24 protein-coding genes are annotated in these 23,161 nt (G+C 62.0%); 10 read left to right on the top strand and 14 right to left on the bottom strand.

Translation table 11 applies throughout. The features are described 5' to 3' along the window. The first annotated feature begins 10 nt into the window (after positions 1-10). The 3 genes from CAG02_RS05020 (at position 11) to CAG02_RS05030 (ending at position 2,013) form a co-directional block, all read left to right on the top strand. The gene (locus CAG02_RS05020; RefSeq protein ID WP_085709258.1) at positions 11-1,141 is read left to right on the top strand and encodes a PepSY domain-containing protein; all 1,131 of its coding nucleotides are present in this window, start codon (positions 11-13) and stop codon (positions 1,139-1,141) included. Next, positions 1,138-1,317, top strand: coding sequence for a hypothetical protein (locus CAG02_RS05025; RefSeq protein ID WP_085709174.1), 180 nt, complete (start codon positions 1,138-1,140; stop codon positions 1,315-1,317). The genes CAG02_RS05020 and CAG02_RS05025 overlap by 4 nt, the downstream gene beginning before the upstream one ends. Positions 1,318-1,383: 66 nt before the next feature. Next, entirely contained in the window at positions 1,384-2,013 is a 630-nt protein-coding gene (locus CAG02_RS05030; RefSeq protein ID WP_085709173.1) for a glutathione S-transferase, read from the top strand. A 175-nt stretch (positions 2,014-2,188) separates the two neighbouring features. On the opposite strand, the gene creD is transcribed toward CAG02_RS05030, so the two are convergent. The 4 genes from creD to CAG02_RS05055 form a co-directional block, all read right to left on the bottom strand. Continuing rightward, a complete protein-coding gene (creD, locus tag CAG02_RS05040; protein ID WP_085709171.1) occupies positions 2,189-3,559 on the bottom strand; it encodes a cell envelope integrity protein CreD in 1,371 nt (456 codons plus the stop codon). An 83-nt stretch (positions 3,560-3,642) separates the two neighbouring features. Then, a complete protein-coding gene (gene creC, locus CAG02_RS05045) occupies positions 3,643-5,058 on the bottom strand; it encodes a two-component system sensor histidine kinase CreC (RefSeq protein ID WP_085709170.1) in 1,416 nt (471 codons plus the stop codon). After that, positions 5,058-5,738: a two-component system response regulator CreB gene (creB, locus tag CAG02_RS05050; RefSeq protein ID WP_085709169.1), complete on the bottom strand. Its 681-nt coding sequence runs from the start codon at positions 5,736-5,738 to the stop codon at positions 5,058-5,060. The genes creC and creB overlap by 1 nt, the downstream gene beginning before the upstream one ends. Before the next feature lie 73 nt (positions 5,739-5,811). Next, complete coding sequence (locus tag CAG02_RS05055) at positions 5,812-6,318, bottom strand: ATP-dependent zinc protease (RefSeq protein WP_085709168.1); 507 nt, start codon at positions 6,316-6,318, stop codon at positions 5,812-5,814. Between the two features lie 173 nt (positions 6,319-6,491). Between CAG02_RS05055 and CAG02_RS05060 the strand changes: the two genes are divergently transcribed. Beyond that, positions 6,492-7,379 carry an acyltransferase gene (locus tag CAG02_RS05060; protein ID WP_085709167.1) on the top strand — a complete coding sequence of 296 codons (888 nt, stop codon included), beginning with the start codon at positions 6,492-6,494 and terminating at the stop codon, positions 7,377-7,379. A gap of 14 nt (positions 7,380-7,393) precedes the next feature. Here the strand turns inward: CAG02_RS05060 and CAG02_RS05065 are convergent, their stop codons facing one another. Next, the gene (locus CAG02_RS05065) at positions 7,394-7,945 is read right to left on the bottom strand and encodes a DUF2780 domain-containing protein (protein WP_085709166.1); all 552 of its coding nucleotides are present in this window, start codon (positions 7,943-7,945) and stop codon (positions 7,394-7,396) included. A gap of 149 nt (positions 7,946-8,094) precedes the next feature. On the opposite strand from CAG02_RS05065, the gene CAG02_RS05070 reads away from it, so the two are divergent. The 4 genes from CAG02_RS05070 (at position 8,095) to CAG02_RS05085 (ending at position 10,066) form a co-directional block, all read left to right on the top strand. Next, on the top strand, positions 8,095-8,721 hold the full coding sequence (locus CAG02_RS05070; protein ID WP_085709165.1) for a sigma-70 family RNA polymerase sigma factor: 627 nt from the start codon (positions 8,095-8,097) through the stop codon (positions 8,719-8,721). Then, positions 8,718-9,392, top strand: coding sequence for an anti-sigma factor domain-containing protein (locus tag CAG02_RS05075; RefSeq protein WP_085709164.1), 675 nt, complete (start codon positions 8,718-8,720; stop codon positions 9,390-9,392). Before CAG02_RS05070 ends, CAG02_RS05075 begins: the two co-directional genes overlap by 4 nt. A 127-nt stretch (positions 9,393-9,519) precedes the next feature. Beyond that, positions 9,520-9,810 (top strand): hypothetical protein, encoded by a 291-nt coding sequence (locus CAG02_RS05080; protein WP_256576844.1) that lies wholly within the window; start codon positions 9,520-9,522, stop codon positions 9,808-9,810. A gap of 40 nt (positions 9,811-9,850) precedes the next feature. After that, positions 9,851-10,066: a cold-shock protein gene (locus tag CAG02_RS05085; RefSeq protein WP_085709163.1), complete on the top strand. Its 216-nt coding sequence runs from the start codon at positions 9,851-9,853 to the stop codon at positions 10,064-10,066. 79 nt (positions 10,067-10,145) lie between these two features. Here CAG02_RS05085 and fdhA read toward each other — a convergent pair whose 3' ends face one another. The 8 genes from fdhA to CAG02_RS05125 all read right to left on the bottom strand — a co-directional run bounded on the left by fdhA (position 10,146) and on the right by CAG02_RS05125 (position 19,866). Beyond that, positions 10,146-11,345: a formaldehyde dehydrogenase, glutathione-independent gene (gene fdhA / locus CAG02_RS05090; RefSeq protein WP_011336270.1), complete on the bottom strand. Its 1,200-nt coding sequence runs from the start codon at positions 11,343-11,345 to the stop codon at positions 10,146-10,148. A 174-nt stretch (positions 11,346-11,519) separates the two neighbouring features. After that, the gene (purU, locus tag CAG02_RS05095) at positions 11,520-12,377 is read right to left on the bottom strand and encodes a formyltetrahydrofolate deformylase (RefSeq protein WP_007959808.1); all 858 of its coding nucleotides are present in this window, start codon (positions 12,375-12,377) and stop codon (positions 11,520-11,522) included. Positions 12,378-12,426: 49 nt separating this feature from the next. Further along, positions 12,427-13,059 carry a sarcosine oxidase subunit gamma gene (locus CAG02_RS05100; protein WP_085709162.1) on the bottom strand — a complete coding sequence of 211 codons (633 nt, stop codon included), beginning with the start codon at positions 13,057-13,059 and terminating at the stop codon, positions 12,427-12,429. A 55-nt stretch (positions 13,060-13,114) separates the two neighbouring features. Beyond that, a complete protein-coding gene (locus CAG02_RS05105; RefSeq protein WP_085709161.1) occupies positions 13,115-16,132 on the bottom strand; it encodes a sarcosine oxidase subunit alpha in 3,018 nt (1,005 codons plus the stop codon). Next, positions 16,129-16,458, bottom strand: a complete 330-nt coding sequence (locus CAG02_RS05110; RefSeq protein WP_085709160.1) for a sarcosine oxidase subunit delta — start codon at positions 16,456-16,458, stop codon at positions 16,129-16,131. Before CAG02_RS05110 ends, CAG02_RS05105 begins: the two co-directional genes overlap by 4 nt. A gap of 13 nt (positions 16,459-16,471) precedes the next feature. After that, a complete protein-coding gene (locus CAG02_RS05115) occupies positions 16,472-17,722 on the bottom strand; it encodes a sarcosine oxidase subunit beta (RefSeq protein ID WP_003206307.1) in 1,251 nt (416 codons plus the stop codon). 20 nt (positions 17,723-17,742) lie between these two features. Beyond that, positions 17,743-18,996, bottom strand: a complete 1,254-nt coding sequence (glyA, locus tag CAG02_RS05120) for a serine hydroxymethyltransferase (protein ID WP_085709159.1) — start codon at positions 18,994-18,996, stop codon at positions 17,743-17,745. A gap of 159 nt (positions 18,997-19,155) precedes the next feature. Next, positions 19,156-19,866, bottom strand: a complete 711-nt coding sequence (locus CAG02_RS05125; protein WP_085709158.1) for a TraX family protein — start codon at positions 19,864-19,866, stop codon at positions 19,156-19,158. A 128-nt stretch (positions 19,867-19,994) separates the two neighbouring features. On the opposite strand from CAG02_RS05125, the gene CAG02_RS05130 reads away from it, so the two are divergent. Continuing rightward, positions 19,995-21,035 (top strand): low specificity L-threonine aldolase, encoded by a 1,041-nt coding sequence (locus tag CAG02_RS05130; protein WP_007959802.1) that lies wholly within the window; start codon positions 19,995-19,997, stop codon positions 21,033-21,035. Between the two features lie 120 nt (positions 21,036-21,155). Next, the gene (locus tag CAG02_RS05135) at positions 21,156-21,980 is read left to right on the top strand and encodes an NAD(P)-dependent oxidoreductase (protein WP_085709157.1); all 825 of its coding nucleotides are present in this window, start codon (positions 21,156-21,158) and stop codon (positions 21,978-21,980) included. Positions 21,981-22,030: 50 nt separating this feature from the next. Here the strand turns inward: CAG02_RS05135 and gbcB are convergent, their stop codons facing one another. Next, positions 22,031-23,131, bottom strand: a complete 1,101-nt coding sequence (gene gbcB / locus CAG02_RS05140) for a glycine-betaine demethylase subunit GbcB (protein ID WP_085709156.1) — start codon at positions 23,129-23,131, stop codon at positions 22,031-22,033. Between the last annotated feature and the right edge of the window lie 30 nt (positions 23,132-23,161).

The following is a 23,161-nucleotide window of genomic DNA, read 5'->3' on the forward strand; positions in this document are numbered from 1 at the left end:
AGGTCATGAAATGAAAAGTAAAACAATCCGTCGCTGGTCGTTCATCCACACCTGGACCAGCCTGATCTGCACCGTGTTTTTGCTGCTGTTGGCCCTGACCGGCCTGCCGCTGATCTTTCATCACGAAATCGAGCATCTGCTCGGTGACGCTCCGGTAGTGCGAGAGATGCCGGCCGACACGCCGCACCTGAATCTGGCGCAACTGGTGCAAGCCGCCGAGGCCCATCGCCCCGGTGAAGTCGTGCAGTACTTCGGTTTCGAAGACGACGAGCCGAACACCGTGCTGACGATCATGGCGAAGACCGCCGGCACCGAGCCGAACTCCTCGCACACCTTCATGCTCGACGCGCGCACCGGCGAAGCCCTGGAAACCCCGTCGGCCAATGGCGGCCTGATGCTGTTCATCCTGCGCCTGCACGTCGACATGTTTGCCGGCCTGCCGGGCAAGTTGCTGCTGGCGTTCATGGGTGTGCTGTTCGTGGTGGCGATCGTCTCCGGGACGGTGTTGTACCTGCCGTTCATGCGTCGCCTGGACTTCGGCACCGTGCGCCGGGACAAATCCACCCGTCTGCGCTGGCTCGACCTGCACAACCTGATCGGCGTGGTTACCCTGACCTGGGCACTGGTGGTCGGTGTCACTGGAGTGATCAGCGCCTGTGCCGATCTGATCATCGCGGCCTGGCGCAACGATTCGCTCAACGCCATGATTGCTCCCTACCGCGATGCGCCGCCACTGACTCATCTCGCCCCGGCCACCCGCCTGCTGGATATCGCCGGCGAAGTCGCTCCGGGGATGAAACCGGACTTCATCGCCTTTCCCGGCACGCGGTTTTCCAGCGAGCATCATTACTCGGTGTTCATGAAGGGCGGCACCCACCTGACCTCGCATCTGCTGACGCCGGTGCTGATCGACGCCAGCACCCTGCAGGTCACGGCAGTCGCTGAACGGCCGTGGTACATGGACGCCATGGGCATGTCGCAGCCGCTGCACTTTGGCGACTACGGCGGCATGCCGATGAAAATCCTCTGGGCCACGCTGGACGTGCTGACCATCATCGTCCTCGGCAGCGGCGTGTACTTGTGGATCGTGCGGCGCAAAGCGGCGAAGCCGGTACTGGAAACAGCGGAGGCTTCGACATGAAACCGCGTCAGTCGAACTTCTGGAAAGTCTTCAGTACGCCGCTGGTGATCGCGTTGCTCAGTGCGGCGGGGCTGTTCGCCGCGCTGCTGGGCGACGGGATCTGGGACGGCTTGAGCTGGATCGGTCTGGGTGTGCCGGCCGCCCTCGCCTTGCGTGGTCTGTTGCAACGGCGCTGATTGGCTTGAGCCTGACGGGCAACGCGCTATGCTGCCCGTTCATTGCCCTTGACCGAGACCCTGCCGATGTCCGCTCCCAGCATGACCCTGTTCCACAACACCCTGTCCCCGTTCGTGCGCAAAGTCATGGTGCTGCTGCACGAGACCGGCCAGCAGGATCGCGTTGCCTTGCAGGACTGCGTCCTGACACCGGTCAGTCCCAACGCCGCGCTGAACGAAGACAACCCGCTGGGCAAGATCCCGGCCCTGCGCCTGGCCGACGGCAACGTCATCCATGACAGCCGGGTGATCCTCGATTACCTCGACCACCAGCACGTCGGCAACCCGCTGATCCCTCGCGACGGCTCGGCCCGCTGGCGGCGCCTGACCCTGGCCTCGATGGCCGACGGGATCATGGACGCCTCGGTGATGGTGCGTTACGAGCAAGTGCTGCGCGCCCCGGAGAAGCACTGGGACGAGTGGCTCGAGGCCCAGCGCGACAAGATCCGCCGCACCCTGGCGTTGCTGGAGCACGACGCCATTGCCGAACTGACCAGCCATTTCGACGTGGCCGCGATCAGCGTGGCCTGTGCGCTGGGCTATCTGGATCTGCGCTTCCCCGATCTGGGCTGGCGTGAAGCCAACCCGCAACTGGCCAACTGGTTCTTTGAGGTGAGCCAGCGGCCGTCGATGATTGCGACCATGCCGAAAGTCTAGACCGACTGTTCCGGCCCCTTCGCGAGCAAGCTCGCTCCCACACTGGAACGCGTGCACCTGTGGGAGCGAGCTTGCTCGCGAATGCACCAGCGCGGTTCAACTGGCAGAAACCCCATAATCAGCGTCATCAATACCTCGGCCTCCCGCTGTTCCTCACGCAACCCCACAAACCGGCTCATTGCACCGCTCCGAGATCAAACTCCAGGGGTTTGGCCGGTTTCTGCCCGACGCCGTACCAGTCCAGGTTACGGGTCAGCACCATGAACACGCCCAACAGGCCGAACAGCAACAGCGAGCCCATCAGCAACGCGTAATCCTCGGCGCTCAGCAAGCCGAAGAGCAGGCCATACAACGCCGCCAGCCCCGCGGAAAAACTCAAGCCGTGACGCACACTGCGCAACACATGACAGACATAAAAACCAATCAGCAACACACAACCACTGGCCGACAGCAGATACGCCAGGGCAAACCCGATGTGTTCCGACAGTGACAGCAACAACAGGTAGAAGAACGCCAGCGCCACACCCACCAACGCGTATTGCACCGGGTGCACCGCCAGGCTTTTCAGCACTTCGAACAGGAAGAAACCGGCGAACGTCAGGACAATGAACAACAGCGCATATTTGATCGCCCGGTCACTCTTCAGGTACTGATCCACCGGATCGATGAAGCTCACCCCGAAACTGCGCCCGTTGAATGCCTCGCAATCATTGCCCGACGCGCAGCGGCTCATGGCCTCTTGCAGGTTGGTGGAGAAAAACGAGGTCTGCCAATCGGCGGTGAAGCCCTGATCGGTGACTTCTCGTTTGGCCGGCAGGAAGTTGCCGATGAAGCTCGGATGCGGCCAGTTGGCGGCCAGGTTCACGCGGCTGGTCTTGCCCACGGGCAGCACCTGCAACGAGCCGGTGCCCTGCAAGCGCAGGTCGAAACCGAAGGCCAGTTCCGTGGCCTGAGTTGTATCGAGTGCCGGCAGCGTCGCCCGAACACCTTCGCCGAGCCAGCCCACTTGCGTGCCGGGCACGAAGTCCAGGCGTTGCGAACCGAGTTCCAGTTTCAGGGCATTTTCGATCCCGCGAATGTCGCTGATGCCGATCGCCAGAAACGGTGCTTCGAAGTGGTAATCGGTGAAGTCCTCGGTGATGCCCAACTGCGCCGGCAGCGAGAAATGCCCGCTGATGCGGTTTTCTGCATGGAACAGCCGCGCCTCGTAGATGCCCCGGGCACGCAGCTCGGTCTGCACCTGGCCGTCGAGTTCGAAGCGCTCCGGCAGGAAGTACAGGCGACCCCGTTCTTCGCTGAGTTCCAGATATTGCTCGCCGTTTTTTTCCCGGGTCTTCCAGGTACGTATCACTTTGCGGTACGGCACCACCATCACCGGCCCGCTGATCTGCTGGCTGTAGCTTGAGCTGCGGGCAATGTCTTCGAGTACACCGTCGCGCCGTTGCTGGCGATCGTCGATGATGCCATCGATCATCAGCAGCGGAATCAGCAACAGCAGGATCAGCAGGGCAATCGCCCCGAGCTTCATGGTCAGATTTTTGTTCATGGGGACTCTCCCTGTTTCGATGGGCAGAGTCTGCGAGGCCGGTGTAGGGGGAATATGGGAGGAATGTGGAGTTTGTGTGGAGACTACAGGTGCAGGATGACTTCCACCCCGCCTTCGACGTTGCCGATGCGCATCGAACCGCCGTGCAGTTTGACCACTTCTTCGACGAAGTTAAGCCCCAGACCCGTGCTTTTACGTCCGCTGTCAGGGCGTGGCAACGAGTAGAATCGCTCACTCAAACGCGGCAAGGCGTAGTCGGGAATCGGGGTGGTCTCGTTGAACAGACGAATCTCGATCTGCTCGCCGATCCGCTCGGCACTGAAGCGCAGCAGACCGTTTGGCGGTGTGAAATCCAGGGCATTTTCCAGCAGATTGCCCAGTGCCTGACGCAGCAGGAACGGCTCACCGACCAACGAAAGGTCTACCGAAACGCTTTGCTCGACCCGCAGTTGCCGGCTTTCGATGCGCGCCATCTGTGCCTGCAGCAACTGATCGAGCAATGCCGCCAATGGCACCGTGACGCGCTCTTCAAGGCCCTGGCGCTGCTCCACTTGCGCCAGATTCAGCAAGCGCTCGATCAACTGCTGCATGCGCGCACTTTCGCTGTCGATGTTGCCGACGAAACGCTGGCGTTGCGCCAATGGCATTTCGCTCTGCAGCAACTCGGCGGCGCCGCGAATCGCCGCCAGCGGGCTCTTCAGTTCATGGGTCAAGGTGTGGACGTAACGTTCGACGTAGGCCTTGCCTTCAAGCTGGGTACGCATCTGTTCCACGGCGCTCGCCAGTTGTTCCAGCTCGCCACCGCGATAGTGCGGCACTTCCACCCGGCGCCCCTCGCTCACGGCCTGAGCGTAACCGGTCAGACGGTGCAGCGCGCGGCTCAACCACCACGACAGTAACGCACCGAACAGCAGACCCAGCGCGATCAACCCGGCGCCATAAGCCAGCAAGCGGCGCTCGGTACGGTCGACATAGGGTTGCAGCGAGCTGTTGGGCTTGGCCACGGTGACCACGCCGATGATCCGGCCATCGTCGCGGATCGGCGCACCGACGTGCATGACCGAAGAATTCGGATCATTCGGGTCACTGCGGCTGGAGCGTGCGCCGTATTCGCCGCGCAGAGTCAGGTAGACGTCGTTCCAGCGCGAGTAGTCCTGACCGACCGCCAGACCGCTGGAATCCAGCACCACGATGCCCTTGGCGTCGGTGACATAGATGCGGTGGTTGACCTGGTTTTTCGGCAAGCCCCAGATCGTCGCTTTCGGCTGGCGCTCGCCATAGGCGCGGAGCAGTTCCGGCCAGCGATTCTGGCTGAGGGTGCCGGCCTTGAAATCATCCTTGAGGATTTCCGCCATCAGGTTGGCCGTGTCGACCAGGGTTTCCTCGGTGGACTGGCGCACACCGGGGCGGATTTCTTCCATCACGGTGTTGAGCACGAAATAACCGGTGAGGCCGATAAACAGCACGTACACCAGGAAAATCCGCAACCCCAGTGACATCAGCTGTGTCCCGGACTGTAGCTGTAGCCGAGGCCGCGATGAGTCTGGATCGGCTCGGCCTCGGCACGAATCAGGCGCAACTTGGCGCGCACGCTCTTGATGTGGCTGTCGATGCTGCGCTCGTAGCCGGCATCGGCTGCCACACCCAGCGCATCGAGCAGTTGCTCGCGGCTGAACACCCGCTCGGGTTGTTCGAGCAGGCATTGCAGCAGGCGGAATTCGTGGCGAGTCAGGCTCAGGGCCTGGCCGCGATAGCTGATCTGCACGCGTTCGGGATCAATGCGAAACACCCCCGACCAGGCTTCGGCCGGCGGGCGCGGCGCCATGCGCTTGAGAATCGCCCGGACCCGCGCCGCCACTTCCCGTGGACTGAACGGTTTGACCACGTAATCGTCGGCGCCGATTTCCAGGCCCACCACCCGGTCGATCTCGGCATCCCGGGCGCTGAGGAACAGCACCGGCACTTCGCTGAACCGGCGCAGTTGCTTGCAGGTTTCGAAGCCGCTGATGTCCGGCAGGCCGATGTCGAGGATGATCAGATCCGCCGGTGTCTGGCGCTGATGCTCCAGCGCTTGCGCGCCGAGGCTCAGCCAGGTCGTGGTGAAGCCCTCGCCCTGCAAGGCAAAAATCAGCGTGTCGGCAATCGCCGCTTCGTCTTCGACAATCAGGATATGAGGCATGGCGTCCGAGCCTGTGGAATGAGTGCGCGAACGGTGCCCCAAGCCTGACGTTACGTCAATGAGACCACTTGTTTCAGCAGTCCGGTTTATCCGCAGTAAAACGACGCGCCGGGTTTACCGCTGCGCCGAACTCACGCAAGGCCTTGGCACCGATCAGCAACGGGTAGTTGAAATGGCTGCGGTCGGTCAGGTTGACCTCGACGGTACGCTTGACGTTGCCCAGGCACAGTTCCAGATCGACCACCGGACGCTTGGCAACTTCCGTGGTGTCGCGATCCTCGTCGTCCTCGTCGGAGCGGCTCTTGATCTTGCTGATCCGCGCAATCTTGTGTTCGAACACCTTGTTGCTGGCGTCCTTGGTGGCGAGGCGGAAACGCACCCAGTCTTCGCCGTCGCGGGTGAAGGTCTCGATGTCCTTGGCCGACAGCGAGGCGGTCAGTGCGCCGGTGTCCATTTTCGCCTTGAGCACTTGGCCGCCGATTTCCGGCAGCGCGATGTATTCGTAGCGCCCGTACAGGGTCGGCTCGGCGGCCAGCACCGGCAGGGCAACGAGGGAAAGCAATGCAAGGAGGGATTTCACGTAATGGGCTTCCTTGGGAAATGGGGGCGTCTGACGCGAGATTTTAGACCGCTGTTCGCTTGATCGTTCCCGCAAGGCTAACGCGCCAAAGGTGAAACATTCGTAACCCATGATTTGGCCTGTCGCCCGAAGCCACTTATCATGGCGCGCCCATCCGCTTTCAAGAGTTGCTTATGCGCCGCCTGCTCACCGGCTGTCTCGTCACCCTGCTGCTGTTGCTCAACACCCTGGTGCTGTTTGGCCCGCTGATGGTGTTCGCCCTGCTCAAGCTGATCCTGCCGGGGCGCTTTCGCGATTACGCCTCGTGGGCGGTGATGTGGATCGCCGAGACCTGGGCGGAAATCGACAAACTGATCTTCCGCCTGTGCATCCCGACGCAATGGGACATCCGGGGCGGCGATGATCTGCGTGGCGACACGTCGTATCTGGTGATCAGCAACCATCAGTCCTGGGTCGACATCCCGGCGCTGATCCAGACCCTCAACCGGCGCACGCCGTTCTTCAAGTTCTTCCTGAAGAAGGAATTGATCTGGGTACCGTTCCTCGGCCTGGCCTGGTGGGCGCTGGATTACCCGTTCATGAAGCGCTACACCAAGGCGTTCCTGGCGAAACACCCGGAACTGGCGGGCAAGGATCTGGAAATCACCAAAGCCGCGTGCGAGCTGTTTAAGCGTCAGCCGGTGACGGTGGTGAATTATCTGGAAGGCACCCGCTACACCGCGGACAAAAGCACGCAGCAACAGTCACCGTTCAGCCACTTGCTCAAGCCCAAGGCCGGCGGCGTGGCGTTCGTACTGGCGGCGATGGGTGAACAGCTGGACGCGATTCTCGATGTGACCGTGGTTTATCCACAGCCGAAGATTCCGGGGTTCTGGGACCTGATCAGCGGCAACGTACCGCGGGTGATCATCGATATCCGCACCCGTGAACTCGACCCGGCGCTGTGGCAGGGCGATTACGAAAACGATCCGGTGTTTCGCGAGAAGGTCCAGAGCTGGGTCAACCAGCTCTGGACCGAGAAAGACCAGCGCATCGCCGAACTGCGCGGCGAGCGCGGCTGATCAATGGGGGTCGGTCAACCGCCGACGCCCCAGACGCCGCCAAGGGTTTTCAGCAGCGAACCGCCGACGCCCTGGTCACCGAGGTATTTAAGAATGACCGGGGCGAACTGGCCGACCATGCTGTCGTTCATGCCCAGAGCGCCGAACGCGCTGTTCAGGTCACTGGTGCTCTTCACATTGCCCAGCGCATTATCCAGACCCGCCGACTTGCCGGAGGAACCGAGCACACTGCTCAGCGCGCCCAACTGCCCGGCACCGCCCGACAGCTTGTCGAGCCCCGGCACGCTTTTGGCCAGTTCCGAATAGTCGCTGCCGCTGAGCTTGTTCTTCGCCAGGCCGAACATTGCACTGGTGCCACCGACGGCTTGTTGCGGTGTAACCCCCAGACCGGTGACCGCCTGCAGCAGACCGGCCGTTTCCGACGTCGGCGCGGCGGCGGTGGCTGCGTTGCCGCCCTGCATGCTTGAGGCTGCCTTGGTCACGTCATCCAGGCTGAAACCTGCGAAAACCGGGCTCGCCACAACCGTCATCAGCGAAGCCAGTGCGAAACCGCGTGAAATCTTCATCCAGACATCCTCTTTCGTCATGAAAAACCGCCCGTCACGGGTGGCAAAACTGTCGGTTTGACCGGCAATTCGCCCGACTGTTCCGAGCGTAGTGCATCCATCTTGAGCCGGCTCGCGTATAGGAAATGTGAAACCCCGGAAATCGAACCATGAATGGCACGAGCGCTGTCGCTGAACTAGCCTGTGAACTACCCGAAACCAGCGACCGCCCTGTCTGGAGACTCGTCATTACCCTCGCCGACACCGATCAGCTCCGGCAATTGCTGGCCCAGTGCTCACTGGGCGACCGCCGTGCCTTCGAAACCCTGTACCGCAGCGTGGGCCCGCGCCTGCACGGCGTGGCCCTGCGGTTCATGGGCCGCCCGGACCTGGCCGAAGAGGTGTTGCAGGAGAGCTTCGTGCGCATCTGGAACAACGCCTCGCGCTACGAATCGCACCTGTCGGCACCGATGACCTGGATGATCAACATCACCCGCAATCAGGCCATCGACCAGTTGCGCAAACACCGGGACAGGCCGTTGACTGATTTCGAGCAGGAAGCCCTGGTGGATGAAAATCCCTCGGCCCATGACCTGTTGAACAGCGCCCGCGAAGCCACAGCCCTGAACCGCTGCCTGGAAACCCTTGAAGGCATGCAGCGCCGGTCGATCACCGTGGCCTACTTTCAGGGTTTGTCCTGCTCGGAACTGGCCGAGCATCTGGCGGCGCCGCTGGGCTCGGTCAAGTCGTGGATTCGCCGGGGCATGGAACGCCTGCGCCGGTGCCTTGAATCATGAACTACCAGACCCCTGCCCTGCGCCGCGCCCTCGCCGCCGATTACGCCATCGGCTTGATGGCTGCGCCAGCCCGTCGGCGTTTCGAGCAACTGCTGCTGGAGGACGCCGCCCTGCGCGCCGAACTGGCGCACTGGCAGGAAAGCCTCGCCAGCCTCACCGAAACGTTGCCTGAGGTTCCGGTGCCGGAGCGCGTGTGGCACGGCGTTACTGCGCGGATCGAACCGCAAGAACTGCATGTGCCCGAGAAACGTCCGTTCTGGAACTGGTTGCGGGTGACGGCGGCCCTGGCCTCCATCGTGGTGCTGGTATTCCTCGGCTCGCTGTACACCCACGACGATGCCCGCTACCGCGCCACCTTGCTGAGCGCAGACGCGCAACCGGCGCTGAAGGTCGAGGCCCATGACGATTACCTGCAAGTCGAGCCGCTGACGCTGGCGGCGGTCGATCCTCAGCGCAGCCTGGAGCTGTGGGCGATTCCGGCCGATGGCAAGCCGATCTCGTTAGGTGTTATCCCGGCGGGCGGCAAAGGCAAAGTTGAATTGAGCGACGCGCAGAAGGTGCTGATCGGCAAGCCGATTGCGCTGGCGGTGAGTCTTGAGCCGAAGGGTGGCTCGCCGACCGGGCAGCCCACGGGGCCGGTGCTGTATCAAGGGGCTTTGGCGGCCTTGTGAAGGCTGCTTACGCTTGAACAACGCTGCTTATTTCCAGGTTTTATAAACAGCCCGCCGGTTAATCCAAACAAGTCCCAAGGACTGTCAGATCTGACAGTTACCTACAAACTCCACATGGAATACGGTGGTGTTGCATCAACGATTCGGAAACAGCGAGGTGCAAACGCCGGCCATTTCAATGGGAGATACGGTGATGGAAAAGCAATGCGTACCGCGCAATGAACTGCTTGAACCAGACGTCCCGCCGATCATCTTTTGCATAAGCCCGGACGATCCGATCATCAAACATATCAAAGCGGGGCTGAAGGTCACTTATGACTTGGTGCGTGGTGATAACGGTCGGTATTACGCCGTAGACATCAAACTTGCTCACGAGGAGGACGTGTTCATTCCCCCCATATTTTCAGCTCTGTTGTGATGAACCAGTCAATCCATTAATCAAAGCGGGAAGCACGAACATGTCAGGCGAAAGAGAGACGGGTAAGGTCAAGTGGTTCAATGACGAAAAAGGCTTTGGATTCATTACCCGAGATTCTGGAGGCGAGGATCTTTTCGTTCACTTCAGAGCCATTGAAAAGGATGGTTTCAAAAGTTTGAAAGAGGGGGAGTCCGTCAGCTTTGTTGCGGAAAAAGGACAAAAAGGAATGCAGGCAGCGCAAGTGCGCCCCGTGTAAAAGCTCGTAGTTCTGATTTCCATATTTTTTTGCGGATTAAAAACGGCGCTCAAGAGCGCCGTTTTTCATTCGGGTAAATTTACGCCGCACTAAACAACTTATGCGGATCAATCACAAACTTCTTCGGCACGCCCGCATCGAACTCGCCGTAGCCTTCCGGCGCCTGATCGAGGCTGATGACCTGCACGCCCACCACTTCGGCGATGTTGATGCGGTCCCACATGATTGCCTGCATCAGCTGGCGGTTGTACTTCATCACCGGAGTCTGGCCGGTGTGGAAGCTGTGGGATTTGGCCCAGCCGAGGCCGAAGCGGATGCTCAGGCTGCCCATTTTCGCGGCAGCGTCCACAGCACCCGGATCTTCGGTCACGTACAGGCCCGGGATACCGATCTTGCCGGCCACACGCACCACACCCATCAGCGAGTTGAGCACCGTGGCCGGGGCTTCGGATTTGACGCCATCATGACCATGGCCGCGAGCTTCGAAGCCCACGCAGTCCACCGCGCAATCCACTTCAGGCTCGCCCAGCAGTGCGGCGATCTGTTCGTGCAGCGGGGTGTCTTTCGACAGGTCGACGATTTCAAAACCCTGAGCCTTGGCGTGAGCCAGGCGGATGGTGTTGACGTCGCCGACGATCACCACCGCTGCGCCGAGCAGACGGGCCGAAGCAGCCGCCGCCAGACCGACCGGACCGGCGCCCGCGATGTAAACGGTACTGCCCGGGCCAACGCCAGCAGTGACGGCGCCGTGGTAACCGGTCGGCAGAATGTCGGAGAGGCAGGTCAGGTCGCGGATTTTCTCCATGGCCTTGTCGCGGTCCGGCAGTTTCAGCAGGTTGAAGTCGGCGTACGGCACCAGCACGTATTCGGCCTGGCCGCCGGTCCAGTCGCCCATGTCGACGTAACCGTAGGCACCGCCGGCGCGAGCCGGGTTGACGGTCAGGCAGACGCCGGTGTGTTGCTCCTTGCAGGACCGGCAGCGTCCGCAAGCCACGTTGAACGGAACGGACACCAGGTCGCCGATTTTCAGGCTTTCGACGTCGCTGCCCTTCTCGATCACTTCACCGGTGATCTCGTGCCCCAGCACCAGACCGACCTGAGCCGTGGTACGGCCGCGCACCATGTGCTGGTCGGAGCCGCAAATGTTGGTTGAAACCACACGCAGGATGACACCGTGCTCGATCTTCCTGCCGCGCGGATCCTGCATTTTCGGATAGTCGATTTTCTGTACTTCGACCTTGCCAGCGCCGAGATACACCACACCACGATTGCCAGACATGCTTTCACCTCGCTGTTGTTTTTATGGAACCGCGCCGCCCAGGCAGGCAGCGCATTAAGTGCTCGGGTACAGATGCTGATTCTTGTGTTGCCTGTTATGGCCTCATCGCGAGCAAGCTCGCTCCCACAGGGGTACGCATTCCAATGTGGGAGCGAGCTTGCTCGCGAAAGCGATCTAGAGAACGACCGTGCGATTGGCGTTCAGGAACACCCGCCGCTCAATGTGATATCCGACTGCCCGGGCCAGGGTCAGACCTTCGATGTCGCGGCCCTTGGCAATCAGGTCTTCGGGGTAATGACTGTGATCCACCGCCTCGACGCCCTGGGCGATGATCGGCCCCTCGTCGAGGTCGTTGTTGATGTAGTGCGCGGTCGCGCCCACCAGTTTTACGCCCTTGTTGTAGGCCTGGTGATATGGCTTGGCGCCCTTGAAGCCCGGCAGCAGCGAGTGATGAATGTTGATCGCCTTGCCATCGAGCTTGCGGCACAGCTCCGGCGACAACACCTGCATGTAGCGGGCGAGGATCACCAGTTCGGCGCCGGCCTCCTCGATCACCTGCCACACCTGCCGCTCCTGGGCCGGTTTGTCGTTGGGGTCGAGGGGGAAATGGTAGTAGGGAATCTGGTGCCAGTCGGCCAGCGGCTTGAGGTCCGGGTGGTTCGACACTACCGCCGCCACGTCCATCGACAACTGGCCGATGCGCTGGCGGTAGAGCAAGTCATTGAGGCAGTGATCGGCCTTGGAGACCATGATCACCACTTTCGGCCGGTAGTTCGGCGCGGTCAGCTCGAAGATCATGCCGAACGCCTGACCGCGTTCGGCGAGGCCGGCGCGGAAGGATTGCTCGTCAAAACCGTCGGGCTGACGGAATTCCACACGAATGAAAAAACGGCCCGAGAGCCGGTCGTCGAACGAGTGGTGTTCCGTGACGTAACAGCCCTGCTCGAACAGAAAACGCGTCACCGCGTCCACGGTGCCGAGAACGCTGGGGCAGTCGGCGGTCAGAATCCATGTATCCGGGGCGCGGCTCATTGTTGTTTTTCTCCTCTACTCGTCCCCACGCACAGCGTGGGAACGATCATTACGCCTGAACGCTAAGGCCGTATTCGGCGGACGCATCCTGCAACCACAACCACCAGTAATCCGAGAAGCTGCGACGAATCAGCAGCTCCCAGGTGTCTTCGGCGGTGTGGCGAATCATCAGCTGCGACTTGGCGAACACCGTGCCCACGGCCTTGCCGACCGGGAAGTTGTTCGGGTGCACGTCGTAGCTGGTGGATTTCATCAGCACCTGACGCACGTTCGGGCCGCTCAATTCCAGAACCTGCTGGCCGCCGCTGACGTTGACGATTGCAATGTGCAGATCGCCCAGCGCTTCGCGCAATTTCTGCTCGGCAGCGAACTCTTCGCCGCTCGGCACGATCAGCAGCCACTCGTCCGGGCCCATCCATTGCAGGCTGGTTTCGCCTTTGACGATCACACTCAGGGCACCCGGCAACTCGATGCCCAGGGCCTTGTGCACACCGGCGGCGAACGCGGCATCGTGGCCGTCGCCACGGAGGGTCAGATGGCCCAGGAGTTTCTTCTCGCGCACGGTGACACCGGCGCTTTTGCGGCCCTTGCCGACCAGGCTGGCGAGGTCGGCGTGATGCAGCGACGACTCGGCCTTGGCCCCGGTGGTCGGGCGTTGTTGGTACACGTTGGCTGCGGTCATAAAGCACCCTTCCTGAATTCGGTGTCGCTCCCGCGCCAGGCGCGGGAGCGATCAATTAGATGTTCTGGCGATCGCCTTTCGGATCGAAGAACACCGAAGAAACGATTTCCGCCTCGATCACGCTGCCGTCCGCCAGCGGTGCGAACACCCGCTCGCCCAGACGCTTCAGACCGCCCTTCACTACGCCCATGGCAAACGAATAACCGAGAGAGTTGTGCGCGTAGCTGGAGGTCACGTGACCGACCATGGTCATCGGGATCGTCTGCTTGGTGTTGAACACCAGTTGCGCGCCTTCCGGCAGCCATACGTTCGGATCGATCGGCTTCAGGCCGACCAGCTGTTTACGCTGGTCACGCACGCAGTCTTCACGGTTCATGCCACGCTGGCCGATCCACGAGAACGGTTTGGTGCGACCGACGCACCAGCCCATGTTCAGGTCGTCCGGGGTCATCGAGCCGTCGGTGTCCTGACCGACGATGATGAAACCCTTCTCGGCCCGCAGGACGTGCATGGTTTCAGTCCCGTACGGGGTCAGGTTGTACTGCTTGCCCGCCTCGACGATTTTTTCCAGAACACCCATCGCATAGTCGGCCTGGACGTTGACTTCGTACGACAGCTCGCCGGTGAACGAGATGCGGAATACCCGCGCCGGCACACCGCCGACCAGACCTTCTTTCCAGGTCATGAACGGAAACGCTTCGTTGGCCAGATCAATGTCGGTCACGGCGCTGAGCAGCTTGCGGCTGTTCGGGCCGGACAGGGTCATGGTCGCCCAGTGGTCGGTGACGGAGGTGAAGTACACCTTCATTTCCGGCCATTCGGTCTGGTGGTACAGCTCCAGCCACTGCAGGACGCGAGCCGCGCCGCCGGTGGTGGTGGTCATGACGAAATGGTTGTCGGCCAGACACGCCGTCACACCGTCGTCGAAGACCATGCCGTCTTCCTTGCACATCAGGCCGTAACGGGCCTTGCCCACGTCGAGCTTGGTCCAGGCGTTGGTGTACACGCGGTTGAGGAATTCACGGGCGTCCGGGCCCTGGATGTCGATCTTGCCCAGGGTCGAAGCGTCCAGCAGGCCGACGCTGTCGCGCACAGCCTTGCATTCGCGTTTGACCGCGGCGTGCATGTCTTCACCGTTTTTCGGGAAGTACCACGGACGTTTCCACTGGCCGACGTCTTCGAACTCGGCGCCGTTTTTCAGGTGCCATTGATGCAGTGCCGTGTAACGCACAGGTTCGAAGATATGCCCGCAGTGACGACCGGCTACTGCGCCAAACGTCACCGGCGTGTAGTTCGGACGGAACATCGTGGTGCCCATCTGCGGGATGGTCACGTTCAGCGAACGGGCGGCGATGGCCAGACCGTTGACGTTGCCGAGCTTGCCCTGATCGGTGCCGAAGCCCAGCGCGGTGTAGCGTTTGACGTGCTCGACCGACTCGAAACCTTCGCGGGTCGCCAGTTCGATGGCGGCGGCGGTGACGTCGTTCTGCAGGTCGACGAATTGCTTCGGTGCCCGGGAAGTGCCCTTCTCGTGCGGCACCTGGAACAGCGCCAGCGTTGGTTCTTCGTGGCGGCTCAGAGCCTTCGGCAATACACCTTCGACGGTCTGGAAACCAGCTTCGGCTGCGGCGCGCACACCACCTTCAAAACCGTCGGCCAGGGAATCGCCGAGACCGTAGACGCCGTTGATGCCGCCGACGCACACGCGCTTCTGCGGTGCTTCGCCCGGTACAAAACCGAGGATGTCTTCGCGCCAGATTGGTTTGCCGCCCAGGTGCGACGCCAGGTGCACCACCGGGCTGTAGCCGCCGGAGCTGGCGATCACGTCGCAGTCCAGCCATTCGCCGGGACTGGTCACGGCATGGCCTTTCACATCGATGGCGGCCACGCGGGCAGCGGTCACACGCTTGCTGCCACGGGCCTCGATCACGGCGCTGCCGGTGAGGATACGAATGCCTTTGGCGCGGGCTTCTTCCACCAGCGCACCGCGCGGATTGCTGCGGGCATCAGCGATGGCCACCACTTGCAGGCTGGCGTCGAGCCAGTCCAGCGCCACGCGATAGGCGTGATCGTTGTTGGTGGTCAGCACCAGCTTCTTGCCCGGCGCCACGCCGTAACGGCGCACGTAAGTCGAAACCGCACCGGCCAGCATGTTGCCCGGCACGTCGTTGTTGCCGTAGACCAGCGGACGCTCGTGAGCACCGGTCGCCAGTACCACGCGCTTGGCGCGGACACGGTGGATGCGCTGACGCACCTGGCCGATTGGCGCGCGGTCGCCAAGGTGATCGGTGAGACGCTCGTGAATGGTCAGGAAGTTGTGGTCGTGGTAACCGTTGACCGTGGCGCGCGGCAACAGCAGCACGTCCGGGGTGTTCTTCAGTTCGGCAACCACACTGGCGACCCAGTCCACGGCAGGTTTGCCGTCGAGGCTCTCGCGGGAGTCGAGCAGGCTGCCGCCGAACTCTTCCTGTTCATCGGCGATGATCACCCGGGCACCGCTGCGCGCGGCAGCCAAAGCAGCGGCCAGACCGGCCGGGCCGGCGCCGACGATCAGCACGTCGCAGTGCTGGTTCATGTAGTCGTAGGTGTCCGGATCGACTTCGGTCGGCGAGCGGCCAAGACCTGCGGCCTTACGAATGTACTTCTCGTAAGTCATCCAGAACGATTGCGGGTACATGAAGGTTTTGTAGTAGAAACCCGGCGGCATCAGCTTGCCGCCGACCTTGCCGAGAATCCCCATCATGTCGTTGTTGACGCTCGGCCAGCCGTTGGTGCTGGTGGCGACCAGGCCCTGATACAGCGCCTGTTGCGTGGCGCGCACGTTGGGAATCTGGGTGGCTTCGGTCGCACCGATCTGCAGCACCGCGTTCGGCTCTTCGGCACCGGCGGCGAAAATGCCGCGAGGGCGCGAATACTTGAAGCTGCGGCCAATGATGTCGACGCCGTTGGCGATCAGCGCCGAGGCCAGCGAGTCGCCCTCGAAGCCTTTGTAGCTCTGACCGTTGAAGGTGAAGCTCAGCACTTTGTTGCGGTCGATCCGTCCACCGTTGGACAGGCGATTGGTCTGGCTCATACCTTCTCTCCCAGCGCCGGCGTGGCTGTTTTCGCAGGGTCAGCCTTGTCGGTGAATTGCGGCTTGGTGCCGATCTTGTAGGTTTCGAGAATCTCGTAGGTCACGGTGTCGCGGGTGACGTTGAAGTACTGGCGGCAACCGGCGACGTGATCCCACAACTCGTGGTGCAGGCCGCGCGGGTTGTCGCGGAAGAACATGTAGTCGCCCCACTCCTCGTCGGTGCAGCTGTTCGGATCCAGCGGACGCGGGATGTGCGCCTGACCGGATGCGTGGAATTCCTCTTCGGAGCGCAGTTCGCCGCAGTGAGGACAGAAGATATGCAACATGGGATTTCTCCTGTTAGTGGGCGACAGCCGCAGCGCCGTGTTCGTCGATCAACGCACCGTTGTGGAAACGGTCGATGGAGAAAGGTGCGGCCAGCGGGTGCATTTCACCCTTGGCCAGGCTCGCGGCAAACACGTTGCCCGAGCCCGGTGTGGCCTTGAAGCCGCCGGTGCCCCAACCGCAGTTGAAGAACATGTTCGGCACCGGGGTTTTCGAAATGATCGGGCAGGCGTCCGGCGTGGTGTCGACGATGCCGCCCCACTGACGGTTCATGCGCACCCGCGACAGCACCGGGAACATCTCGACGATGGCCTGGATGGTGTGCTCGATCACCGGGTACGAACCGCGCTGGCCGTAGCCGTTGTAGCCGTCGATACCGGCGCCGATCACCAGGTCGCCCTTGTCGGACTGGCTGATGTAACCGTGCACGGCGTTGGACATGATCACGCTGTCGATAATCGGTTTGATCGGCTCGGACACCAGCGCCTGCAGCGGGTGGGATTCGATCGGCAGACGGAAACCGGCGAGCTTGGCCATGTGTCCGGAGTTACCGGCGGTGACCACGCCGACGCGCTTGGCACCGATGAAGCCCTTGTTGGTTTCGACGCCGATGCACACGCCGTTTTCCTTGCGGAAACCGATCACTTCGGTCTGCTGGATCAGGTCCACGCCGAGGGCGTCGGCGGCACGGGCAAAGCCCCACGCCACGGCATCGTGACGGGCCACCCCGCCGCGACGCTGGACGGTTGCGCCCATCACCGGGTAGCGAGTGTTTTTCGAGCAGTCGAGGTAAGGGATTTCGTCCGCGACTTGCTTGGCGTTGAGCAGTTCGCCGTCAACGCCGTTGAGGCGGTTGGCACTGACCCGACGCTCGGAATCACGGATGTCCTGCAGGGTGTGGCACAGGTTGTAGACGCCACGCTGGGAAAACATCACGTTGTAGTTCAGATCCTGAGACAGGCCTTCCCACAGTTTCATCGCGTGTTCGTACAGGTGCGCCGACTCGTCCCACAGGTAGTTGGAGCGAACGATGGTGGTGTTGCGCGCCGTGTTGCCGCCGCCCAGCCAGCCCTTCTCGACCACGGCCACGTTGGTGATGCCGTGCTCTTTCGCCAGATAGTAGGCAGTCGCCAGACCGTGCCCGCCGCCGCCGACGATGACCACGTCGTAGACCTTTTTCGGGGTCGGCGTGCGCCACATGCGCTGCCAGTTTTCGTGGTGGCTGAGGGAGTGCTTGAAGAGGCCGAAGCCCGAATAGCGTTGCATAGTCATTTACTCCAGAACGCTCAGCGATAAACCGGGAAGTCTGCGCACAGGGCCGCAACCTGCTGGGCGACGTTGGCCTCGACATCGGCATCGCCGAGGTTGTCGAGGATGTCGCAGATCCAGCCGGCCAGCGTCACGCACTGCGCCACCTTGAAGCCGCGGGTGGTCACCGCCGGGGTGCCGATGCGCAGGCCGGAAGTGACGAACGGCGACTGCGGGTCATTCGGTACGGCGTTCTTGTTGACGGTGATGTGGGCGCGACCGAGAGCGGCGTCCGCGTCTTTACCGGTGAGGCCCTGACGGATCAGGCTGACCAGGAACAAGTGGTTGTCGGTGCCGCCGGACACTACATCGTAGCCACGTTTGATAAAGACGCTCGCCATCGCCTGGGCGTTGTCGATCACTTGTTGCTGATAGGCCTTGAAGCCAGGCTCCAGCGCTTCCTTGAAGCACACGGCTTTACCGGCGATGACGTGCATCAGCGGGCCGCCCTGGGCACCGGGGAATACCGCCGCGTTGAGCTTCTTCTCGATTTCTTCGTTGGCCTTGGCCAGGATCAGGCCGCCACGGGGACCGCGCAGGGTCTTGTGCGTGGTGGTTGTGACCACGTCGGCGTACGGCAGCGGATTCGGGTACAGACCGGCAGCCACCAGACCGGCGACGTGGGCCATGTCGACGAACAGCAGCGCACCGACCTTGTCGGCGATCTGACGGAAACGCGGGAAATCCAGAGTTTTGGAGTAGGCCGAGAAACCGGCGACGATCATTTTCGGTTTGTGCTCGACGGCCAGGCGCTCGACTTCGTCGTAATCGATCAGGCCGGTGTTGGTGTCGATGCCGTACTGCACGGCGTTGTACAGCTTGCCCGAGGACGAAACCTTGGCGCCGTGGGTCAGGTGACCGCCGTGGGCCAGGCTCATGCCGAGGATGGTGTCGCCTGCCTGGATCAGCGCCAGATAAACCGCGCTGTTGGCCGAGGAACCGGAGTGCGGCTGGACGTTGGCGTAATCGGCGCCGAACAGTTGCTTGGCGCGTTCGATGGCCAGCGCTTCGACCTTGTCGACGTGTTCGCAGCCACCGTAGTAGCGCTTGCCCGGATAACCTTCGGCGTACTTGTTGGTCAGACCGCTGCCTTGCGCTTCCATCACGCGCTTGCTGGTGTAGTTCTCCGACGCGATCAGCTCGATGTGATCTTCCTGACGTTGCTCCTCGGCATTCATCGCCGCCAGCAGTGCATCGTCGTAACCCTGGATCCGGTCTTGCTTGCTGAACATCGCGTCTCTCCCAGCGGCATCTGTGCGCCATTCGTCTCGGTAAGGCACTGGCAATGATGGCAGTGCCCTTTGATGCCGATGGTATGGCCGGCGCAGGGAGGTCAAATGCCTACGGACGCCACGCAAAGGTGCGTTTACGACATGGCGACAGCGACGGACTCAAACAAGCAGCTGGCGCAAGGCCAGAAGAACGAGGAAATGCGCGGGATAGAGCGCATACGCCCAGCGCCGCAGGGGTGGCGCATGGAGGTAAGTGGCATGTCGCAACAGGAACATTCCGGCCACTGGCGCGATCAGGCAGGTCGCAATGCCGAGGACCGCCACGCGGTTGCCGAACTGCGCGGATTCGAAGAGCACCTGCCACTGATTCGCCGCCAGACACACCAGCCCCGGCAGCAGGCTGAAATACCAGGGTTTGCGAAACACCAGCAACGTCGCCAATGGCAGCAGGACGCCGAACAGACCGAACATCAGTCGCTCCGGGAACAATGCGGCCACCAGCAAGGCGCCAACAGCCAGCAATCGCGAAACCAGTGCCTGATCCTGCCAGCCCCGCGCCACCAGCAAACCCAGCGCCAGCGTGGGCATCACGTTCAAGGTGTCGGGATCGGGAACGTACAAACGGTAGGGAATCTCGCTGAACAGACTGAACAGCAGCAACCAGCCCAGATAGCGCCATTCGGTCTTGCGCGCGCCGTCCCGCGCCAGGTTCGCCGCCATCGCCAGACAGAACCACGGGAACGCCAGCCGCCCCGGCACATACAGCCAATCGGCGCTGATCCCGACATATCGCAGGTGATCGAGCAGCATGCTCAGCAGCGCCAGCCACTTGAGCAGATCGAGTGCGCCGTCGCGCCGGCTCAGGTGCATAATCGGCTCGCATCCTTGTAAAGTTCTGACAGCGACATCCCGTGTGCTCCCCGGATGATCTTCGGTACAGTGCGCACCATCATTGACCCCACGAAGCGCCACAAGCGCCTCGATCACGGAAGCCGGCCATGACCGACAAGAGCCAACAATTCGCCAGCGACAACTACTCCGGTATCTGCCCCGAAGCCTGGGCTGCCATGGAACAGGCCAACCACGGCCACCAGCGCGCCTATGGCGACGATGAGTGGACAGCACGCGCCTCCGATTATTTCCGCAAGCTGTTCGAAACCGACTGCGAAGTGTTTTTCGCCTTCAACGGCACCGCCGCCAACTCCCTGGCGCTATCGTCGCTGTGCCAGAGTTACCACAGCGTGATCTGCTCGGAAACCGCCCACGTCGAAACCGACGAATGCGGCGCGCCGGAGTTCTTCTCCAACGGTTCGAAACTGCTGATCGCCGGCACCGAAAACGGCAAGATCACTCCGGCCTCGATCCGCGAAGTCGCGCTCAAGCGCCAGGACATCCACTACCCGAAACCGCGCGTCGTGACCCTGACCCAGGCCACCGAAGTCGGCAGCGTCTACACCCCGGAAGAAGTCCGCGCCATCAGCGACACCTGCAAGGAACTGGGCCTGAACCTGCACATGGACGGCGCGCGTTTCTCCAACGCCTGCGCATTCCTCGGCTGCTCGCCGGCGGACCTGACCTGGAAGGCCGGCGTCGACGTGCTGTGCTTCGGCGGCACGAAGAACGGCATGGCGGTGGGTGAAGCGATCCTGTTCTTCAACCACAAACTGGCCGAAGACTTCGACTACCGCTGCAAACAGGCCGGGCAACTGGCGTCGAAGATGCGCTTCCTGTCGGCGCCGTGGGTCGGCATCCTGGAAAACGACGCCTGGCTCAAATACGCCCGCCACGCCAACCACTGCGCACAATTGCTGGCGGAGCTGGTCAGCGACATCCCGGGCGTGGAACTGATGTTCCCGGTGCAGGCCAACGGTGTGTTCCTGCAACTCTCGGAACCGGCCATCGCCGCCCTGACCGCTCGCGGCTGGCGCTTCTACACCTTCATCGGCAAGGGTGGCGCCCGCTTCATGTGCTCGTGGGACACCGAAGAAGAACGCGTGCGTGAACTGGCCCGCGACATCCGCGAAGTCATGTCGGCCTGATCGCCTCCCCGTGGCGCGGGAGCCTGCTCCCCCGCCACAGCGCCACCCTCCCGTTTCAGCTCCATCGTCTACATTGTCTGTCGAGCCATCGCTCACATAACAATAAGCAGGAGCTTGCGCATGTCGCTAAAAGGCAAAACCTTGTTCATCACCGGCGCCAGCCGTGGCATCGGGCGCGAGATTGCGCTGCGGGCTGCGCGCGACGGGGCCAATATCGTGATCGCCGCCAAAAGCGCCGAACCCCACGCCAAATTGCCCGGCACCATCCACAGCGTCGCGGCGGAAGTCGAAGCGGCTGGCGGCAAGGCTTTGGCCCTGCAGCTCGACGTACGCGAGGAAGAGGCCGTGCGCCAGGCACTGGCGCAGGCCAACGAGCATTTCGGCGGGATCGATGCGCTGGTGAACAACGCCGGGGCGATCAAGTTGACCGGCGTGCAACACATTGAACTCAAGCGCTTCGACCTGATGCACCAGATCAACACTCGCGCGGTGCTGCTGTGCAGCCAGGCGGCCCTGCCCTATCTGAAAAAGACCTCCGGGCACATTCTCAACCTGTCGCCGCCGCTGAACATGGCCAGCAAATGGTTCGCGCAATACAGCCCCTACACCGTAACCAAGTACGGCATGAGCATGCTGACGGTGGGCATGAGCGAGGAATTCGCCAACTACGGGATCAGTGTGAATTCGCTGTGGCCGCAGACCATGATTGCCACGGCGGCGATCGAGTTTCAACTGGGCAATCGCGAGTCGTTCAAGCATGCGCGCACGCCACAGATCATGGCGGATGCGGCACATGTGATTCTGGGCAGCAGCGGACGGCGAATTACCGGGCGGCTGTTGATTGATGAGGAGATCTTGCGGGAGAGCGGTGTGACCGAGTTTGATCATTACCGCTTTGAACCGGGGAGTGATGCGAAGTTGATGACGGATTTGTTTGTCGACTGAACGACAAACCCTGTGGGAACGAGCTCGCTCCCACAGGGTTTATGCCTGCATCAGTATTCGATCCGCACATCCCCCTTCGGCACGCTGCAGCAAGAAAGAATGTACCCCTCCGCCTCGTCGTCCTCGGTGATCCCGCCGTTGTGATCCATCTCCACTTCGCCACCGAGCTTGAGCACCTTGCACGTCCCGCAGATCCCCATGCCGCAGGCTTTCGGGATCATCAGGCCGACCTTCGCCGCCGCCGCATGCACGGTCTCGCCCGGAGCCACGCGGATGCTCTTGTCCGATGAGGTGAACTCCACCAGGTGCAGATCCGCCACCGGGATTTCCGGTGCTTCGGCGGCCTGTTCGGCCTGTTCCACTGCGTCGGCGCGGGCTTCCGGTGGCGTGGCGCCAAAGGATTCCTCGTGGTAGCGCTTCATGTCGTAGCCGGCGTTTTCCAGCAGGCGCTTGACCGCCGTCATGTACGGCGTCGGGCCGCAGCAGAACACTTCGCGCTCGAGGAAGTCCGGCACCATCAGTTCCAGCATTTTGTGGTTGAGGTAGCCGCGATAGCCGGCCCACGGCTCGCCCAGCCCGTGTTTCTCGCAGATCAGGTGCAGGCTGAAGTTGTCGATCCGCGACGCCATGTGCTCCAGCTCGCGGTGGTAAATGATGTCTTTGGGTGAACGGGCGCTGTGGATGAACGTCATGTCAACGTTGCCGTTGGTGTCGTAGAACCAGCGCGCCATGGACATCACCGGGGTGATGCCGACGCCGCCGCTGAGGTACAGCACTTTCGGGCTCGGGAAGTCGATGGCGTTGAACAGCCCGACCGGGCCGTGCACCGCCAGTTCCTGGCCTTCGTGCAGCGTGTCGTGCAGCCAGTTGGACACCTTGCCCCCCGGCACGCGCTTGATGGTCACCGAAAAGCTGTACGGCACCGACGGCGAGCTGGAGATGGTGTACGAACGCATGATCGGCTGGCCTTCGATTTCCAGCTCCAGGGTCACGAACTGCCCGGGCTTGAAGAAGAACAGGATCGGCTGGTCGGCCATGAAACAGAAGGTGCGCACGTCCCAGGTTTCCTGGATGACTTTGACGCAACGGACGATGTGTCGGCCATTGGCCCAGGTCTGGGTGGTGACCGGATTCAGGAAGCTGTTCGACATGCTGTTCTCCACGGCCGACTGTCGGCCTTC

The sequence above is a fragment of the Pseudomonas sp. R43(2017) genome (genome assembly GCF_002112345.1).
GTDB lineage: Bacteria > Pseudomonadota > Gammaproteobacteria > Pseudomonadales > Pseudomonadaceae > Aquipseudomonas > Aquipseudomonas kribbensis.

Excerpts from the sequence above, each read along its gene's own strand:
- CAG02_RS05110 (WP_085709160.1), bottom strand. The coding sequence starts at position 16,458 with ATGTTGCATATCTTCTGTCCTCACTGCGGCGAACTGCGCTCCGAAGAG.
- CAG02_RS05020 (WP_085709258.1), top strand. The coding sequence starts at position 11 with ATGAAAAGTAAAACAATCCGTCGCTGGTCGTTCATCCACACCTGGACC.
- CAG02_RS05060 (WP_085709167.1), top strand. The coding sequence starts at position 6,492 with ATGCGCCGCCTGCTCACCGGCTGTCTCGTCACCCTGCTGCTGTTGCTC.
- CAG02_RS05125 (WP_085709158.1), bottom strand. The coding sequence starts at position 19,866 with ATGCACCTGAGCCGGCGCGACGGCGCACTCGATCTGCTCAAGTGGCTG.
- CAG02_RS05130 (WP_007959802.1), top strand. The coding sequence starts at position 19,995 with ATGACCGACAAGAGCCAACAATTCGCCAGCGACAACTACTCCGGTATC.
- CAG02_RS05070 (WP_085709165.1), top strand. The coding sequence starts at position 8,095 with ATGAATGGCACGAGCGCTGTCGCTGAACTAGCCTGTGAACTACCCGAA.
- CAG02_RS05075 (WP_085709164.1), top strand. The coding sequence starts at position 8,718 with ATGAACTACCAGACCCCTGCCCTGCGCCGCGCCCTCGCCGCCGATTAC.
- creD (WP_085709171.1), bottom strand. The coding sequence starts at position 3,559 with ATGAACAAAAATCTGACCATGAAGCTCGGGGCGATTGCCCTGCTGATC.
- creB (WP_085709169.1), bottom strand. The coding sequence starts at position 5,738 with ATGCCTCATATCCTGATTGTCGAAGACGAAGCGGCGATTGCCGACACG.
- CAG02_RS05030 (WP_085709173.1), top strand. The coding sequence starts at position 1,384 with ATGTCCGCTCCCAGCATGACCCTGTTCCACAACACCCTGTCCCCGTTC.
- gbcB (WP_085709156.1), bottom strand. The coding sequence starts at position 23,131 with ATGTCGAACAGCTTCCTGAATCCGGTCACCACCCAGACCTGGGCCAAT.
- glyA (WP_085709159.1), bottom strand. The coding sequence starts at position 18,996 with ATGTTCAGCAAGCAAGACCGGATCCAGGGTTACGACGATGCACTGCTG.
- CAG02_RS05105 (WP_085709161.1), bottom strand. The coding sequence starts at position 16,132 with ATGAGCCAGACCAATCGCCTGTCCAACGGTGGACGGATCGACCGCAAC.
- CAG02_RS05135 (WP_085709157.1), top strand. The coding sequence starts at position 21,156 with ATGTCGCTAAAAGGCAAAACCTTGTTCATCACCGGCGCCAGCCGTGGC.
- purU (WP_007959808.1), bottom strand. The coding sequence starts at position 12,377 with ATGAGCCGCGCCCCGGATACATGGATTCTGACCGCCGACTGCCCCAGC.
- CAG02_RS05115 (WP_003206307.1), bottom strand. The coding sequence starts at position 17,722 with ATGCAACGCTATTCGGGCTTCGGCCTCTTCAAGCACTCCCTCAGCCAC.
- CAG02_RS05025 (WP_085709174.1), top strand. The coding sequence starts at position 1,138 with ATGAAACCGCGTCAGTCGAACTTCTGGAAAGTCTTCAGTACGCCGCTG.
- CAG02_RS05085 (WP_085709163.1), top strand. The coding sequence starts at position 9,851 with ATGTCAGGCGAAAGAGAGACGGGTAAGGTCAAGTGGTTCAATGACGAA.
- fdhA (WP_011336270.1), bottom strand. The coding sequence starts at position 11,345 with ATGTCTGGCAATCGTGGTGTGGTGTATCTCGGCGCTGGCAAGGTCGAA.
- CAG02_RS05065 (WP_085709166.1), bottom strand. The coding sequence starts at position 7,945 with ATGAAGATTTCACGCGGTTTCGCACTGGCTTCGCTGATGACGGTTGTG.
- CAG02_RS05100 (WP_085709162.1), bottom strand. The coding sequence starts at position 13,059 with ATGACCGCAGCCAACGTGTACCAACAACGCCCGACCACCGGGGCCAAG.
- creC (WP_085709170.1), bottom strand. The coding sequence starts at position 5,058 with ATGTCACTGGGGTTGCGGATTTTCCTGGTGTACGTGCTGTTTATCGGC.